Annotated in this window: 18 protein-coding genes; 9 read left to right on the forward strand and 9 right to left on the reverse strand. The window is 54.8% G+C overall.

Going from position 1 to position 15,519, the window contains the following annotated elements; translation table 11 throughout:
- Window positions 1-17 precede the first annotated feature (17 nt).
- Window positions 18-257 (forward strand): DUF1289 domain-containing protein, encoded by a 240-nt coding sequence (locus H0S68_RS10835; RefSeq protein ID WP_115058942.1) that lies wholly within the window; start codon window positions 18-20, stop codon window positions 255-257.
- A gap of 99 nt (window positions 258-356) precedes the next feature.
- On the forward strand, window positions 357-1,253 hold the full coding sequence (locus tag H0S68_RS10840) for an aldo/keto reductase family oxidoreductase (protein WP_020826683.1): 897 nt from the start codon (window positions 357-359) through the stop codon (window positions 1,251-1,253).
- 58 nt (window positions 1,254-1,311) lie between these two features.
- Here H0S68_RS10840 and H0S68_RS10845 read toward each other — a convergent pair whose 3' ends face one another.
- A complete protein-coding gene (locus H0S68_RS10845; protein ID WP_410529374.1) occupies window positions 1,312-3,159 on the reverse strand; it encodes a polyurethanase in 1,848 nt (615 codons plus the stop codon).
- 240 nt (window positions 3,160-3,399) lie between these two features.
- On the opposite strand from H0S68_RS10845, the gene sodC reads away from it, so the two are divergent.
- Entirely contained in the window at window positions 3,400-3,924 is a 525-nt protein-coding gene (sodC, locus tag H0S68_RS10850) for a superoxide dismutase family protein (RefSeq protein WP_020826685.1), read from the forward strand.
- Between the two features lie 6 nt (window positions 3,925-3,930).
- Here sodC and H0S68_RS10855 read toward each other — a convergent pair whose 3' ends face one another.
- Genes H0S68_RS10855 through H0S68_RS10865 form a run of 3 tightly spaced genes read right to left on the reverse strand, consistent with a single transcriptional unit; the run spans window position 3,931 to window position 7,071 of the window.
- Window positions 3,931-5,964 (reverse strand): FUSC family protein, encoded by a 2,034-nt coding sequence (locus H0S68_RS10855; RefSeq protein WP_410529375.1) that lies wholly within the window; start codon window positions 5,962-5,964, stop codon window positions 3,931-3,933.
- A gap of 9 nt (window positions 5,965-5,973) precedes the next feature.
- Window positions 5,974-6,831: an HlyD family secretion protein gene (locus H0S68_RS10860; RefSeq protein ID WP_041414529.1), complete on the reverse strand. Its 858-nt coding sequence runs from the start codon at window positions 6,829-6,831 to the stop codon at window positions 5,974-5,976.
- Window positions 6,832-6,834: 3 nt separating this feature from the next.
- Window positions 6,835-7,071 carry a DUF1656 domain-containing protein gene (locus H0S68_RS10865; RefSeq protein ID WP_104410897.1) on the reverse strand — a complete coding sequence of 79 codons (237 nt, stop codon included), beginning with the start codon at window positions 7,069-7,071 and terminating at the stop codon, window positions 6,835-6,837.
- A 180-nt stretch (window positions 7,072-7,251) separates the two neighbouring features.
- Here H0S68_RS10865 and slyA point away from each other — a divergent pair, with 180 nt between their 5' ends.
- The gene (slyA, locus tag H0S68_RS10870) at window positions 7,252-7,686 is read left to right on the forward strand and encodes a transcriptional regulator SlyA (protein ID WP_012144945.1); all 435 of its coding nucleotides are present in this window, start codon (window positions 7,252-7,254) and stop codon (window positions 7,684-7,686) included.
- An 86-nt stretch (window positions 7,687-7,772) separates the two neighbouring features.
- Here slyA and H0S68_RS10875 read toward each other — a convergent pair whose 3' ends face one another.
- The gene (locus H0S68_RS10875; RefSeq protein ID WP_044552917.1) at window positions 7,773-8,237 is read right to left on the reverse strand and encodes a glycine zipper 2TM domain-containing protein; all 465 of its coding nucleotides are present in this window, start codon (window positions 8,235-8,237) and stop codon (window positions 7,773-7,775) included.
- Window positions 8,238-8,606: 369 nt separating this feature from the next.
- Between H0S68_RS10875 and anmK the strand changes: the two genes are divergently transcribed.
- From anmK to pdxY, 5 genes are all read left to right on the forward strand, one after another.
- Window positions 8,607-9,728: an anhydro-N-acetylmuramic acid kinase gene (gene anmK / locus H0S68_RS10880; RefSeq protein WP_410529376.1), complete on the forward strand. Its 1,122-nt coding sequence runs from the start codon at window positions 8,607-8,609 to the stop codon at window positions 9,726-9,728.
- A 45-nt stretch (window positions 9,729-9,773) separates the two neighbouring features.
- Window positions 9,774-10,076, forward strand: a complete 303-nt coding sequence (locus H0S68_RS10885; protein WP_122079141.1) for an MliC family protein — start codon at window positions 9,774-9,776, stop codon at window positions 10,074-10,076.
- A gap of 87 nt (window positions 10,077-10,163) precedes the next feature.
- Window positions 10,164-10,817, forward strand: a complete 654-nt coding sequence (gene pdxH / locus H0S68_RS10890) for a pyridoxamine 5'-phosphate oxidase (RefSeq protein WP_046373687.1) — start codon at window positions 10,164-10,166, stop codon at window positions 10,815-10,817.
- 139 nt (window positions 10,818-10,956) lie between these two features.
- Window positions 10,957-12,231: a tyrosine--tRNA ligase gene (tyrS, locus tag H0S68_RS10895; protein WP_020826694.1), complete on the forward strand. Its 1,275-nt coding sequence runs from the start codon at window positions 10,957-10,959 to the stop codon at window positions 12,229-12,231.
- A gap of 65 nt (window positions 12,232-12,296) precedes the next feature.
- Window positions 12,297-13,157, forward strand: a complete 861-nt coding sequence (gene pdxY / locus H0S68_RS10900) for a pyridoxal kinase PdxY (RefSeq protein WP_217331191.1) — start codon at window positions 12,297-12,299, stop codon at window positions 13,155-13,157.
- Between the two features lie 48 nt (window positions 13,158-13,205).
- Here pdxY and gstA read toward each other — a convergent pair whose 3' ends face one another.
- From gstA to H0S68_RS10920, 4 genes are all read right to left on the reverse strand, one after another.
- On the reverse strand, window positions 13,206-13,811 hold the full coding sequence (gene gstA / locus H0S68_RS10905) for a glutathione transferase GstA (protein WP_020826696.1): 606 nt from the start codon (window positions 13,809-13,811) through the stop codon (window positions 13,206-13,208).
- Between the two features lie 92 nt (window positions 13,812-13,903).
- Complete coding sequence (gene dapA / locus H0S68_RS10910; protein WP_410529377.1) at window positions 13,904-14,788, reverse strand: 4-hydroxy-tetrahydrodipicolinate synthase; 885 nt, start codon at window positions 14,786-14,788, stop codon at window positions 13,904-13,906.
- A gap of 106 nt (window positions 14,789-14,894) precedes the next feature.
- Window positions 14,895-15,080, reverse strand: coding sequence for a hypothetical protein (locus H0S68_RS10915; protein WP_217331193.1), 186 nt, complete (start codon window positions 15,078-15,080; stop codon window positions 14,895-14,897).
- A 73-nt stretch (window positions 15,081-15,153) separates the two neighbouring features.
- On the reverse strand, window positions 15,154-15,420 hold the full coding sequence (locus H0S68_RS10920; protein ID WP_020826699.1) for a DUF3811 domain-containing protein: 267 nt from the start codon (window positions 15,418-15,420) through the stop codon (window positions 15,154-15,156).
- Between the last annotated feature and the right edge of the window lie 99 nt (window positions 15,421-15,519).

Genomic DNA, 15,519 nt, shown 5'->3' on the forward strand with positions numbered 1-15,519 from the left:
AGATAACAGGAGGACGCGTGCCGCAGCAGCTTGAGTTTTTTGACATCCCCAGCCCGTGCCGAGGTATCTGCCAGGCCGATGACCGAGGCTTTTGCCGTGGCTGCCTGCGCAGCCGCGAAGAACGCTTTGGCTGGATGCAAATGAGCGATGCGCAAAAAAGGGATGTGCTGCGCCTGTGTCACCAACGCTTCCTGCGCCTTCAGCGAGCCAATAAACAGCCCGATGAGCCGCTACCCGAACAGCCGTCGCTATTTTGACCGGTACCCGATCCGCCGCACGTTAGCGCGGCTTTCCCCTTTCCACGTCGTTACCCGCTTGTGTATGCTGGCATCAAACACTGTCATGAGGTTTCAATAATGGAAAACCGTATTCAACTCGCGCCGCAGGGGCCTGAATTTTCCCGCATGATTTGCGGATACTGGCGTTTGATGGAGTGGGGCATGTCGCCGCAACAGCTGTTGGCGTTCATTGAGCAGCATATCGAGCTGGGCGTGACCACTGCCGATCACGCGGATATTTACGGTGGCTATGCCTGCGAACAGGCTTTTGGCGAAGCGATGCGGCTGAAGCCGTCATTGCGCCAGTCGATGGAGTTGGTGTCCAAATGCGGTATCGCCACTACGGCCAAACCGGGCAACGCCATCGGCCATTACATCACCGACCGCGAGCATATTGTTTACAGCGCGGAACGTTCGTTGGCGCATCTGCATACCGACTATCTTGACCTGTTGTTGATCCACCGTCCGGATCCGCTGATGGATGCCGATGAGGTCGCCGAGGCCTTTGTGTCTCTGCACCAAAGTGGCAAAGTGCGTCACTTCGGCGTTTCCAACTTCACACCGGCGCAATTTACGTTGCTGCAATCGCGGCTGCCATTCTCGCTGGTGACCAATCAACTGGAGATTTCACCGATTCATCAGCCGAGTATCCTGGATGGATCGCTGGATCAGTGCCAGCAATTACGCATCAAGCCGATGGCCTGGTCTTGTCTGGGGGGCGGCCGCCTGTTCAGCGACGCCGAGTTCCAGCCGCTGCGTGATGAGTTGCAGGCGGTGGCGCAGGAAATAGGGGCCGAGACTATCGAGCAGGTGGTGTACGCCTGGGTGATGCGTCTGCCGTCGGCACCGTTGCCGATTATCGGCTCAGGCAAGATTGAACGCGTGCGTTCGGCATTGAAGGCGCAGCAATTGACGCTGGATCGTCAACAGTGGTTCCGCATCCGCAAAGCGGCGCTGGGTTACGACGTACCTTAAGCGGCACAATAAAACGGGCAGCCTCGGCCGCCCGTTTTTAACGTTAATGTCCCGGTGTTCAGGCCAGTACCACCTGGCCGTCCGACAGGCTATCGAACCCGACCCCGACTAAAGTGACCGTATTGCCGCCAAAATTAAACACCAGATTGTCGTTCACCTCGGAAGCAAAATCACGGAAATTACCGCCCGTACTGCTGCCGTCGGTACCGATAAATACCAGTTTGTCTCGGGCCTGATAGCCGTAAATCAGATCCTGACCGAAGTCGCCGCTGAACAGGAAGGTATTGTTGCCGCCCTGGCTGTGCATAACGTCGTTACCCGCGCCTCCGACGAACACGTCATTGCCTTTGCCGCCAAACAGCTGGTCATTTCCCTCCAGACCGAATAGCCAGGAGCCGGAATCCTTGGCGGTCAGAACGTCATCGGCCGCGGTGCCGTTCGCCGAACTGGCGTAGGCGGTCAACCCCTTGGTGGAAAGTAATCCGTTGTCGGTCACCTGATGATCAACCTCTTTGGTGAAAATCAGCAGTGACGACTCTTTGCTTTTCAGCGTGCCAATCGAGTTAGCCAGAGTGATGCCACCGTCAGCATCGCGCAAATAGAGCGTATTGCCGTCGTACGCGACCTCGGTATTTTTCAATGCATGTTGCAAATCCAGGGTGTTATGGCCTTCACCGCCGGAAATAATATTAAAACCGCCATCGTCACGGAAGGTGTCATTGCCGGCTCGGCCCTCGAGATAATCATTTCCCGCGCCGCCCTTGATAAGGTCATTGCCGTCACTGCCGACAATAAAGGTTGGGCCGCTGTGTTGCTCGGCGTTACGGTTGAGGTCTTCCACCCAGGTATTGCCGCGGGTAACGTCAGAAAGATTGGAGACAATCACCGTCGAATCTTTGCTGGTCAGCGAGTAGAACTCTGAATTCAATACCCGCATCAATCCGTCCTGATAAAAAAACGGCAGGTGAGATAACCAGGTTGGCACATTGAGGATAGAGAAGGGCAGAATATTCCAGGCGGTGGAGGCATAGTGGTCGTTGAAATTAACGATGTTATTGGTAGCGGACTCTTGTGGTGCGTCATGCACACCCAGCGTTGCTGAAGTGCGCGTCGTGCCATCCAACGCGCGGAATACCGGATCGTTTTCGTAGCCGATATTAATGACTTTATCGCCGGTTTCGTATTGGGTAGGAGAAGCGAAGGCGACATAGTTTGACTGCGCGTAGAAGCCACCCCAATTGCCGTCGCTGAGCGCCGCCATGCTGTTTACCGCCAGGCCGCCGAGGCTGTGACCACTGATGGTAATGTCATCCCCACTCAGCCCGTGAGACTGGGCGAACTTGGCCACATCCCCCAGCAGGGTGCCGAAGGCTTTCAGGCTGTAATTATCGGCATAACCATTGGGACCGAAACCGGCCAGCAGGTCATTGACCAGATCGCCGATGGTATCGGTGATTAACGATTCACGCGGGCCGCTGGTGCCGCGAAAAGCAATGCCGATGCCGGTGAGATTACCCTCGCTGTCGTATTTTCCCAGTACTTCGGCCTGTGCAGTGGTATAGCCCAGAGTTTCACCGTAATAGGTGCCACGCGCGTCCGTTTTGCCCTGATAGCCTAATTGATCTGCGCTAATCAATGACCAGCCGGCATTATTTACCGCCGCCAGCGCCGCCTTTTCCGAGTCAGGGTTCCAGGGAATACCGGGTAATCCGCCCTGTGATTGAGAGCTGCCTATCAGCGCGGTGAGCAGGGTAAAGGGCAGGCCCAGCCCGAAGCCGGTATTATGATAGCCTTCATCAAAACCATTATCGATATTGTGATAGGCGTAGGTGGAAATTGCCATGGCATCGGTAAATAACGCTTTGGACTTCGCCTCATCGAGGCCTTGATAATTAAAGATTCCCATATCAGTTCCTTATGAATTAGCTGCGTTGCCGGGTTAATCTTTGAATAGCTATTGCAGCGAGTCGCAATGAAATGAGTATGCCGCACGGCGTCTGGTCAGAGGACCGACATCGGTAGAATTATTATTAGTAGTAATTATTAAGAATGCGAATTTGATCGCCAAAATTGTGCGTGTTTTGTGCGGTGACGCGGCAGCTTCCCCTATACTGAACACTCACAGAGACTTCAAGGAGATTGATTGATGAAACACTATTGGTATGCGGCCTTTGGTTTGATGGCCTGCGGCGTTGCTCAGGCGGCGACGGTGGATGTTGACATGAATCTGGTGACCGGACAGGGAATTGGTCAGGATATTGGCAAGGTGACGATCAGCGAAACGCCTTATGGCTTGTTGTTTACGCCACAGCTCAAAGCCTTGCCGGCCGGTGTGCACGGTTTTCACGTTCATGAGAAGGGCAGTTGCGAACCGGGAATGAAGGACGGCAAGGCCGTCGCGGCGTTGGCGGCCGGCGGACATCTTGATCCACAAAAAACCGGTAAGCACCTTGGGCCGTACGCCGACGGTCATTTGGGGGATTTGCCGGCTATTTACGTGACCGACGACGGCATGGCCAGCTACCCGGTGCTGGCGCCTCGGCTGAAAAAAATCAGCGAAATCAGCGGCAAGGCACTGATGGTGCACGCTGGTGGTGATAATCACTCCGATCATCCCAAACCGCTGGGTGGCGGAGGCGAACGCTTCGCCTGCGGCGTGATTAAGTCATAACAACGGTTAGCGGGCGGTGGATGTCGTCGCTGCGCTATCAACAGGGACAATCGCCTGCTGTAGCTGCTGCAACGAACAATAAAGCCGCCAAATTAAGCCTGCCAGATCGCGCGCCGCCTGTTCCGGGTGATGCGCCAGCGCAGTACTCATGCGCTGCAGTTCTTGCAAGCTGGCGTCCAGCGAACTGTGCTGAACGCCTTTCTCCGTCATGATGCCCCGCAGGCAGTGAATACAGACGTCACGTACCGCCGAAAGCGGATCGGAACGGGTTTGCCAGTCACGCAGTTGCCAGACGATATGGCTGCAGTTGAGCAGCACCACGCCCCAGCGCAATAACCAACTGCGCGCTTCTTGATCCTGACTTTGATTCAGTTGGCTGATGCGATGATAGATTCGGGATTCAAACTGGCTCTCGCTTTGCTGCGGTTTTTTGCTTAACTGATCGATAAAGTCCCGCCGCAGGGCGCGGATAATGCGCCGACTTTTGCGTTTGTCCGAGCTGGGTCGCAAGATCTGGAATGCCAGACCTGCCAGCAATACCCCGACAATCTTCCCGATGCTGTCATTGATAAACGACTGATAGTCGTAGCTTGGTGGATTGGTGACGGAAAGAAAAGAGCCCATGAATACGATCAGTTGCCCCCAGAGTGCGGCGTAGGAGGGGTGCTGCAGCTTGATCATCTGCATCGTTACCAGCACCGGGAACAGAAAGGCACAGAACAGCCAAAAATCATCAATCTGAATCATCAGGCCAAATTTCACCACAAAGCAGACAATCGACAGCAGCAGCACCGCCTTTAGCAGGGTAGTGATGCTGTTGATGGGGGACGGCGTGGAAGAGTAGAGCACGCAGCTGATGGCAATCAGCGTCAGTGCCGAACTGCCTGCGTCCCATTGGGTGTTAATCCAGTAAGCGCAACCGATAACAATGCACAAAAAGGTGCGCAGGCCGTTATACGCCGCTTCGTAGCTGTCGGTGTGACGGGCCAAAGAGGTGACGCGCGGTGGCTGAATATCGCTGACCGGCGTGGCGCTCTCCAGACGCTGCAACCAGCGGCTGGCGCCCAGATACAGCCAGCAGAAATGGCGCAGACGCAGCCAGAAGGCGCGATGACGATAGTCGGCGGGATCCTGCGGCGCGATTTGCAGCAAAAGACGCGCCAAACGGTACTTGTCAGTCTCGGGGTTACGCAGCTCGGTGAGCAGTTGCTCCAGCACGCTGGCCAGATTGGCCGGGCGATCCGGCCAGTTCAGCAGCATACGGCGCAGGCTGGAGATCACACTGGTTATGCGTAGCTGCTGGTGCAGCATATAGTTGAGCAGATTATTCTGTCGGCGTAGCCGGTAGTGGCTCCAGAAGGCCTGTATACGCAGCAGATTCATGGTCAGTATTTGGCCGATAACCCCTTCGTGCGAGGTACGCATCTGCACGGTGATTTCCGGCTGCCACAGCATCGCGGCATGTTCCAATAATCGCAGATGCATGCGCCGCAACGAGGTTAACAAGGTTTCGCCGTCAGAGGTGCTGGGCAGGATCATCATCATCAGACCGCCGCACAGAATACCGGTGATAACCTCACAAACGCGCGCTTGGGCAATATCAAAGATCTGCTGAGTGTCCGTCACGTTGACGGTGCTGAAGGCGATGATGGCGGCGGTGTAGCCCGCCAGCGCGAAGGCGTAGGAAACGTTGTTCTGATAGTGGTTTGAAATATAAGTGCACAGGCCGATCCAGGCGGCGATAAACAGCGTGAACAGCCAGGGATCGTTCAGGCAGTGCCCGGCGATGGCCACCGATGCCGCAGCGCCGACCAGGCTGCCGAAAACACGGCCGATGCTTTTACTGATCACACCGCCAACGGTGGGGAAGCTGACTACCGCTGCCGATGTCAGCGCCCAGTAAGGTTCGTCAAGATTGAGAACGAACGCGACCCACAGTGACAAGCACATGGCCAGCGAATTGCGCAGTGCATAACGCCATTGTCCGCCGGTGGCTTTTCCCCAAGGGGTACGGTTCCATTCCAAAAAAGGCAGGTTCACACGTTAGCCTTACTGATGAATCGAGATGGTGCAGGTGGTGCCCGCGACCAGCGGCAAATCAGTCGGGACATTCAGCAATTTTATCCGGACTGGCACACGCTGAGCCAAGCGCACCCAAGGTACATTGGGTTTAACATCCATTAATAAATCTGCGCTGCTTTCGACGCTTTGATCGTAAATGGCGCGGCCAATACTCTCCACCTGCCCCTGGAGCGGAATGTTGCCATTATATAAAACGATATCGGCTTTATTGCCCTCTTTTATATGTTTTAACTTGGTTTCTTCAAAATAACCGAGCACATAAAACGAGTGCATGTCGACCAGCGCAACCAGAGGAGAACCGGCGCTGGCGTAGTTACCCACGCGGGTTTGTAAATTGGTGATATAGCCATCGGTAGGGGCATAAATTTTAGTTTTACTTAAATTCCATTTTGCCTGTTCCAGATTAGCCTGTGCGGCTTTATACGCGGCTTTCATTGCCTGCGCCGCTAAATTTGACTCATCCATATCTTCCGCTGAAATAACATTTTTCGGCAGGCCGCGGCGGCGAGCCGCCTCATGATCGGCCTTAGCCAAATCAGACTGCGCTTTTGCCAGCGCGGCCTCAGCATTGTCCAGCGCAATCTGGTAAGGCACGGGGTCGATCGTAAAAATCAGACTTCCCGCAGGTATGAACTGATTGTCATGAACGGTTATTTTCTCTAATCTTCCAGAAACTTCTGGTGTGATATTGACGAGTTCGGCGCGCACCTTTCCATCGCGGGTCCAGGGGGATTGCATATAGTAATTCCATAACCACCAACCGGCACAGATGGCAATGGCACAGACGATTACCGTAGAAAAATATTTTAATGTTTTATACGTCATGAGTTACCAACTCGCTAAAAGCCACAGGGAGCCGCTGACGGCGATGACGAAAATAGACAAATCCATCAGCATAGGGTGCCAAATTTCGCCGGAATAAATCCAGTCTCGCAACAGGTGGTGTACCAGTAGCCATAAAATCAGGCCGAGCAAAACAGCCTTAAATAGGGGCGGAAAATAAAGCGAGGCGCCCAGCACCAAATCGGGTAGCGGGGACGAGGCATGAAGCCATGAAGTATTCACATTAACAATCCCAGTGAGTGAATATGTTGAGCGGTTGCATAGAGAATAAACAATAACTGATCAAAATGGTGGCTATTTCCACAATATACATTATATACATTTGTGTTTTTAATGTGAGTTACTCAAAATAGTCTAAGCTCTGGGAGGGTATGTTAGCATGCTAATTATAAGGAGGGGTAAGTGGAGTCAACATTAGGTTCAGATTTAGCACGATTAGTTCGTGTATGGCGCGCGCTCATCGATCATCGGCTCAAGCCGCTGGCGCTCACGCAAACGCATTGGGTTACTTTGCACAGTATCAATCGTTTGCCGCCGGAGCAGTCACAGATCCAGCTGGCTAAAGCGATCGGCATTGAGCAACCGTCATTGGTTCGTACTTTGGACCAACTGGAAGAGAAGGGGTTGATTACTCGCCATACCTGCGCCAATGACCGGCGTGCAAAGCGTATCAAACTGACTGAAGCGGCCGATCCCATCATCCGGGAAGTGGACAGCGTCATCAGCTCTACGCGGGGCGAAATTCTGAGCGGCATTACTACTGATGAAGTACAACTGTTGGTTGGTTTGATTGGCAAGCTTGAGCAAAACATCACTGAACTACAAAATAAACAATAAGAATTTCTTTTTATTCGATTAGATTTCACAGCATCGGAAATGAAACCGGAGGCTTAAAGCCTCCGGTTTTACCCTACGCGTAGCGCTTACAGTGGCGATACGGTAATGGTGTCGCCGGTGCGAGCCATACGAACGCGCTGACCTGGGCTGAACTTGGTTGCGCCAGCCTTCTGAACCACCACGATATTCTCTTTCTGGTCGGTCTTGATTTCCAGCTCGTAGCCTGAGGTACGGCCGGCGGCTTCGCCGATGCTGTTACCCGCCACGCCACCGGCTACTGCGCCGGCTGCGGTTGCCAGACTGCGACCGGTACCGCCGCCAACGGTGTTACCGAGGAAGCCACCCAGTACCGCCCCGCCAATGGCACCAATGGTATTCGACGTTTCACTGCCCTGAATTTTGACCGGGCGAACAGAAACCAGCGTGCCATAAGTCACGGTTTGAACCTGCTTGGCCTGTGAAGCGGAATAGACGTCGCCGGACATGGAATCATTGGCGCACCCTGCCAGCGTAACTGCGGCGATGGCAACGACGAGAAGACGCTTGATCATATAAAACTCCTGTTGATAGTAGTCCATAACCTGGGGAACCTTTCCAGGCCAGATTCAATGAAAATGATAGACAAAGTATGGCTCAAACGCACGTACATCACCATGACCCGCTACTGCACGCAGCTTAACTTTGCGCTGTTCAACCAATAATAAACGGTGGTTTAGCTTTATAACAGTGCCGCGAGAATTTCCGTTACACGTTGAGCGATTGTTTAGCGGTGACACCTCAGCAAGAAAGCAGGCAATAAAACAGGCGCATCGTTCACAGAGGTGAAAAAAAACATCAGAATTCATGGCGTTAATTTTTTAATTCTGGTTTATTTGTTGGGTCAAAAATTTGCTTCCCCGCGCAGGGTAAAGGATGTTGCTATGAAGTCAGGCCGCTATATAGGTGTTATGTCCGGCACCAGTCTGGATGGCGTCGACGTGGTGCTTGCCGCGATAGACGGACGAATGGTGGCGCAGCAGGCCAGCTACAGCCATCCGATGCCGATTCAGCTCAAGCAGGATATTCTCGGTATGTGCCAGGGGCAGCAAACCACGCTTGCTGCAGTGGGGCGACTCGATGCGCTGCTCGGCACCTTGTTTGGTGAGGCGGTGCTTGGCCTGCTGAAACAAACCGGCGTTGCCGCCCAGGACATCACCGCTATCGGTTGCCATGGCCAAACGGTATGGCACGAGCCCGAAGGTGACGCGCGCTTCTCTATGCAATTGGGCGATAACAATCGCATTGCCGCGCTGACCAATATCACCACCGTGGGGGATTTTCGGCGGCGTGATATGGCCTACGGGGGCCAGGGCGCGCCACTGGTGCCGGCCTTCCATCAGGCGTTGTTGGCGCATCCGGTGGAACGTCGCATGGTGCTGAACATTGGCGGTATCGCCAATCTTTCGATGCTGTTGCCGGGGGCGCCGGTGCGCGGTTTCGATACCGGGCCGGGCAATATGCTGATGGATGCCTGGATCTGGCGCCATCACTCGCAGCCTTACGATAAAGACGGCGCCTGGGCGATGGAAGGCCGTGTCTGTCTGCCTCTGTTGCAGCAGATGCTGGCCGATCCTTACTTTGCGCTGCCGGCGCCGAAAAGCACCGGCCGTGAATATTTCAACGCCGCCTGGCTGGAGAACCAGCTTTCGGGGCTGCCGGCGGTCAAGCCGGTTGACGTACAAACCACGCTGGCAGAATTGACGGCGGTGACCATTTGCGAGCAGGTTCAGTTGGCGGGCGGCTGTGAGCGTTTGCTGGTTTGTGGCGGCGGGGCGCGCAACCCGTTGCTGATGACGCGAATGTCGGCGCTACTGCCCGGCACCGAGGTGTGCCTGACAGACGATTTTGGCATCAGCGGCGACGATATGGAAGCGCTGGCCTTCGCCTGGCTGGCGTTTCGTACCTTGTCTGGCCAGCCCGGTAATCTGCCTTCGGTCACCGGCGCCAGCCGTGAAACCCTGCTGGGTGGGATTTATCCGGTTTTGCCTTTAGGGGGCCGTTAGCTCTGTTAGGATAGAAATCGACAGATTTTCCTAAGGAGCAACAGCATGAAAAAAATCATTATTGCCGCCGGTGCGCTGGCGTTGGCCGGTTGCAGCTATGTTCTGCCGCAAAGCAGCCAGACTCTGCACTATCAGTGTGGCACCACGCCGCTGACGGTGGCGCTGGACGGCAAGGAGAGCACCGTCAGCCTGCTGATGGACGGCGAGCAGTTGAAACTCAAGCAGGTGCTGGCCATGACCGGCGCAAAATACAGTGACGGTAAATACACCTTCTGGTCCAAGGGCCAAAACGCCTACCTTGAGCGTAATGGCAAAGTGATCATGAGCGACTGCACGCTGGCGAATTGATCCGGCGGTTGCGGCGTCAGATCGATTGAGATCCTGACGCCGCTGGCGCAGAATAGAATCACGATTTTTCAGTTGGTTGATAACCCAATGATTGAAAATAATGAATTTGATGTTGCGGACCTGCGCCGTGAATATACCCGGGGTGGCCTGCGTCGCAACGATCTGACCGCCAATCCGCTGGAGCTGTTCGAAAAGTGGCTTAAACAGGCCTGCGACGCTCGTTTGGCCGATCCGACTGCCATGTGTGTGGCCACCGTGGATGAAAATGGTCAACCCTATCAGCGTATTGTTTTGCTTAAGCATGTGGATGAAAAAGGGTTGGTGTTCTACACCAACCTGGGCAGCCGCAAAGCACAGCAATTGGCGAATAACCCGCATATCAGCCTGCTGTTCCCGTGGCACATGCTTGACCGCCAGGTGATTTTCCTCGGTAAGGCGGAGCGGCTTTCCACTTTAGAAGTAATGAAGTACTTCGCCAGTCGCCCGAAAGACAGCCAGATCGGCGCTTGGGTGTCGCAGCAGTCATCGCGCATTTCCGCGCGCGGGGTGCTGGAAAGCAAATTCCTCGAGCTGAAGCAAAAATTCCAACAGGGCGAAGTCCCGCTGCCGAGTTTCTGGGGCGGATTCCGGGTCAATTTCGACTCCGTCGAGTTTTGGCAGGGCGGTGCCAACCGCTTGCACGACCGTTTCCTGTACCAACGGGACGGGAATGACTGGAAAATTGACCGACTGGCGCCCTGAAGACCGAAAATCCCCCTTAAGCGCTGGCACTGATGTCGCCGGCGCTTTATTCTATGCGGTATTCTGAATTTTATATTTCGCCAGTGGGCGAAAGGTCGTGTACCGACAAAGGTGCATTCGTTTATACATGGAGTCATTGATGGCAAGCAGCAACTTGATTAAACAACTGCAAGAGCGGGGCCTCGTTGCCCAGGTTACGGATGAGGAAGCGTTAGCAGAGCGACTGGCGCAAGGGCCAATTGCACTGTATTGCGGTTTCGATCCGACCGCTGACAGCTTGCATTTGGGCCATCTGGTTCCTCTGTTGTGCCTGAAGCGTTTCCAGCTTGCCGGCCACAAACCGGTCGCGCTGGTGGGGGGTGCCACGGGACTTATCGGCGATCCGAGCTTCAAAGCGGCTGAACGTAAGCTGAACACCACCGATACTGTGAACGAGTGGGTAGAAAAAATCCGCAAACAGGTTTCTCCGTTCCTGGATTTCGACTGTGGCAACAACAGCGCGGTAGCCGCCAACAACTACGACTGGTTCGGCGGCATGAACGTGCTGACCTTCCTGCGTGATATCGGCAAACACTTCTCCGTCAACCAGATGATCAACAAGGAAGCGGTGAAGCAGCGTTTGAACCGTGACGATTCCGGTATCTCGTTCACCGAGTTCTCCTACAATCTGCTGCAGGGCTTCGACTTCGCCGAGCTCTACAACCGTCATCAGGTTGAGCTGCAGATCGGCGGCTCCGACCAGTGGGGCAACATCACCTCAGGTATCGATCTGACCCGCCGCATGCATCAGCAGCAGGTGTTCGGCCTGACCGTGCCGTTGATCACCAAAGCCGATGGCACCAAATTCGGCAAAACCGAAGGTGGCGCAGTCTGGTTGGCACCTGAAAAAACCAGCCCGTACAAGTTCTACCAATTCTGGATCAACACCGCCGACGCCGACGTGTACCGCTTCCTGAAGTTCTTCACCTTTATGGATCTGGCCGAAATCAACGCGCTGGAAGAAGAAGACAAGAACAGCGGCAAGGCACCGCGTGCCCAGTATGTGTTGGCAGAAGAAGTGACCGGCATGGTGCATGGTGCGGAAGGTTTGGCTGCGGCCAAGCGCATCACCCAGAGCCTGTTCTCCGGTGCGCTGCACGACATGACTGAAGCTGACTTCGCTCAGTTGGCGCAGGACGGTATGCCGACCATCAAGCTCGATGGCGACGCCGATCTGCAACAGGCGCTGGTGAATGCCGAGCTGGTACCTTCACGCGGCCAGGCTCGCACCATGATTGGCTCCAATGCAGTGACCATCAACGGTGAGAAGCAGTCTAACGCCGAATATACCTTCAGCGACGCCGATCGCCTGTTCGGTCGTTACACGCTGCTGCGTCGCGGCAAAAAACATTACTGCCTGGTAGATTGGCAGTAAACGAAATTGCAGCAAAGGGGCCCTCAGCGGCCCCTTTATTTTTAAGGCATCAGAGCAAATTTTTGATGAAAAACATTCTTTCTATACAGTCTCATGTGGTGTTTGGCCACGCGGGCAACAGTGCGGCAGAATTTCCGATGCGCCGCATGGGTGTTAACGTCTGGTCGTTGAACACCGTCCAGTTCTCCAATCACACCCAGTACGGCAAGTGGACCGGTTGCGTGATGCCGGCCAGCCACCTGACGGAAATTGCCCAGGGTATTGCGGATATCGATCAACTCAAGCATTGCGATGCCGTGCTGAGCGGTTATATCGGTTCGCCGGAGCAGGGTAGCCATATTCTTGAGATCGTGCGTCAGGTCAAACAGGCCAATCCGCACGCCTGGTATTTTTGCGATCCGGTCATGGGTCACCCTGAAAAAGGCTGCATCGTGGCACCGGGCGTGGCGGAGTTTCATTGTCAGCAGGCATTGCCGTGCAGCGACATGATTGCGCCAAACCTGCTGGAGCTGGAGTTGTTGAGTCAGCGCACCGTCGTGAATGTTGATCAAGCGGTAAGCGCTGCGCGTGAGCTAATTACCAAGGGGCCGAAAGTGGTGCTGGTCAAGCACCTGAGCCGCGCCGGCTACCATCCGGACTGTTTCGAAATGCTGTTGGTTACGGCGGATGAAGCCTGGCACATCAGCCGTCCGCTGGTGGATTTTGGCAGCCGCCAACCGGTAGGCGTGGGCGATCTGACCAGCGGCCTGTTGCTGGTTAATCTGCTTAAGGGCGAGGCGCTTGATAAGGCGCTGGAGCACGTGACGGCGGCGGTTTATGAAGTGATGCTGACAACTCAGGCAATGGGACAGTACGAACTACAGGTGGTGGCGGCTCAGGATCGTATCGTGCAGCCAGATTGTGATTTTAAAGCGGTAAAGCTGTAATTAAGCTGACGCTGTGCCCCGGCGGATTACCGCGCCGGGGCCAGGAAATTATTTCAATCCTTCCGCGTTCAAGGTGGCATCTACTGCCGGCCGTGCGGCCACGCGATCAAAATAGGCCGATAAGTTGGCGTGCTTTTTGAGATCAAACTGCATGGCGATAGCCCAGCGCAGAACGGTAAACAAATAGGCATCTGCCACGCTAAACCGGTTCCCCAGTAAGAAATGCTGCTTCGCCAGCACTGAATCCAGATAGCTGAACTGTTTCTCCAGTTTTTCCCGCGTGAAGGCTTTGTATTCTTCAGGCGTTTTCGGGTTAAACAGCGGGCTGAAACCCTTGTGCAGTTCGGTGGCAATATAGTTAAGCCACTCAATCGCATGGTAGCGCGACAGCGTGCCCGCTGCGGGGATCAGAGCGCGATCCGGCACGCGATCGGCCAGGTATTGCACAATCGCGACGCCTTCGGTCAGCAGACTGCCGTCATCCAACAGCAGCGCAGGCACTTGTCCTTTCGGGTTGATGGTCAGATAGTCGGCACCGCTTTCCGTTTTCTTCAGCGCCAGATCGACCTTTTCCGCCGTGAAATCCAGGCCCGCCTCACGCAGTACAATGTGTGGAGACAGAGAACAGGCACCGGCTTTATAGAACAGTTTCATCGAAAGCTCCTTGATAATGATGAGTGACAGGCATGCTTAACTTCTGATCCTAGCTCTATAACGCCAAAATTACAGCGGGTTAAACGACAAATTTAACTTATCAACGCGGCTTCGGGCTGTAACTGCGCCAGGGTGACGGCAATTTGCTGTTGCAATGCCTGCGGCGCGATTTGCATGGGCGAACGCAGCTCGTTACGGATCAGACCCTGCTGCGCCAAGGCGGCTTTGACCGGGGCCGGGTTCGGGAAGCTGAACATCTGCTGGATCATTGGCAGCAGGCCATAGAAGTTTGCGCGGGCGGCAACCAAATCGCCGTCGGCGACCTGCTGCACCAATTGCATAAAACGCTGCGGCTGAATATGCGCGGAAGCAGAAATCGCCCCGGTGCCGCCCAGGCACAGCGTCGTCAGGATCAGGTTATCTTCCCCGGTCAGTACGTCGATTTCACCGTCGTTAATCAGCGCCATGGTGGTGTCCGGATTACCACCGCAGTCCTTGATGGCTTTCACCTGCGGATGGCGTGCAATCTGGCGCAGGGTTGCCAGCTCCATCACCACGCCGGTGCGTTGCGGAATGTTGTACAGGATCACCGGCACGCTTGAGGCGTCGGCCAACTGGGTGAAATAGTCCACCAGACCGCATTGCGACGGGCGAATGTAGTAGGGCGCGGGGATCAGCACGCCGGCGACGTCGCGCAGCTGGATCGCCTGTTGCATTTGCAATGTGTCGATCAGGTTATTGCCGGCCAGCCCCATCACCACCTGATGGGCAGGCGTCACGGCCAGCACGGCATCGAGCACCGCCAGCTGTTCTTCCTTGCTTAACGCGGCAGCCTCACCGGTGGTACCGCAAACCACCAACCCATCGACGCCAGAGGCGATCAGTTGTTGGGCCAGCCGTTGGGTGGCGGGCAGGTCAACGGCGTTGTGATTAAATGGGGTCACCAGCGCAACCCAGATACCGGAAAATGAGGCCATAGTAATTTCCTTCAATGCGAACAATAAGAAGCCAGATGAGATAACAAGAGGGGAAACGAGTCGTACACCGCCCAGTCAGCTCATCTGACGGGACAGCGCGCCCCGATCAAATGAGCGTCTGTTTCTTCGAGTAAACTGCCACCAAACCTTCAAGCGGCAATGCCGATATTTTCGCAGCGTCATTGTGGTTGAGGTGAGTCATGGCGGTCTCTTGAAAAGGGGTAATGCGATGATAATGAATATTCTGCATGATGCTGTCAATTTGCAACAGGTTGATAACACGGTTATTCATGATTAAACCGCGCTGATGAGTTTGGCTAATAAGCCGGGAAAAGGAAAACCCCGCTTTGGCGGGGCGAAATTGATTAGCGGGGACGGCGTGCGCCGTTGATCGAAGCCGACCAACTGAATGTTTCCCCGGTGGGTTGAACGCGATTGGCTTTGCGTTCGGCCCGGGTGGCTTTTTCAATTTTCTCGCGGGCGGCAGTGATGCGAGCCACCACCTCATCCTTGATCTTGTTATTCTCGCCATTGGTCAGGGCGCGCCCGAGGCTTTTACGTGCCTTGTCCAACTCGGTTTTTACTTCACGTTGCTCGCTTTCCGTCATGTCTTTCAGCGTCAGTTTTTTCATTTTTGCAGCCTGGTCAGTGAAGTTGGCATCCAGTGTACAGCAATTAGCGGTGTGAAGATGCTGCTGCCGTAACGGAAATGCCAGTTTGCAGGGCGCTGG

This window comes from Serratia sp. AXJ-M (assembly GCF_046531865.1).
GTDB classification, from domain to species: domain Bacteria; phylum Pseudomonadota; class Gammaproteobacteria; order Enterobacterales; family Enterobacteriaceae; genus Serratia; species Serratia liquefaciens.